The sequence below is a fragment of the Telluria sp. AZSoR62 genome (assembly GCF_058111565.1).
Genome location: NZ_JBYTST010000094.1, coordinates 1 through 416, shown reverse-complemented (window position 1 = coordinate 416; position 416 = coordinate 1). Strand labels below are relative to the sequence as shown.

Genomic DNA, 416 nt, shown 5'->3' with positions numbered 1-416 from the left:
CGACCCGCATTTGCTGCAGGGCGACTCACTCAGCAAGCGCGAAGGAAAGGCCAAGCTCAAGGAGCTGTTGGAACCAGGCAGCTACCAGTTCGTATTGGCCAACCCACCCTTTACCGGTACGGTCGACAGCGGCGATCTTGAGCCCGACACCTTACTTTTCCCGCGTGTCGGCGGTGGCGGCAAGAAAAAAGGGGACACGATCACCAATAAGAGCGAACTTCTCTTTCTATGGTTGATGCTCGACTTGCTGGATATTGGTGGCCGCTGCGCAGTGATCATTCCTGAGGGCGTCCTGTTCGGTAATACCGATGCTCACGTGCGCCTGCGCCGAGAGCTCCTTGCCGAGCACGTGGTGGAGGGAGTCATCTCTCTTCCAGGTGGGGTCTTTCAGCCCTACACCGGCGTTAAGACCTCCG

General features: G+C 58.2%; 1 protein-coding gene. It reads left to right on the top strand.

Annotated features, from left to right (window positions below; all coding sequences use genetic code 11):
• Positions 1-416 (top strand): N-6 DNA methylase (locus AC3XQU_RS23025; protein WP_489876481.1); only part of this gene is annotated, 416 nt, incomplete at both ends.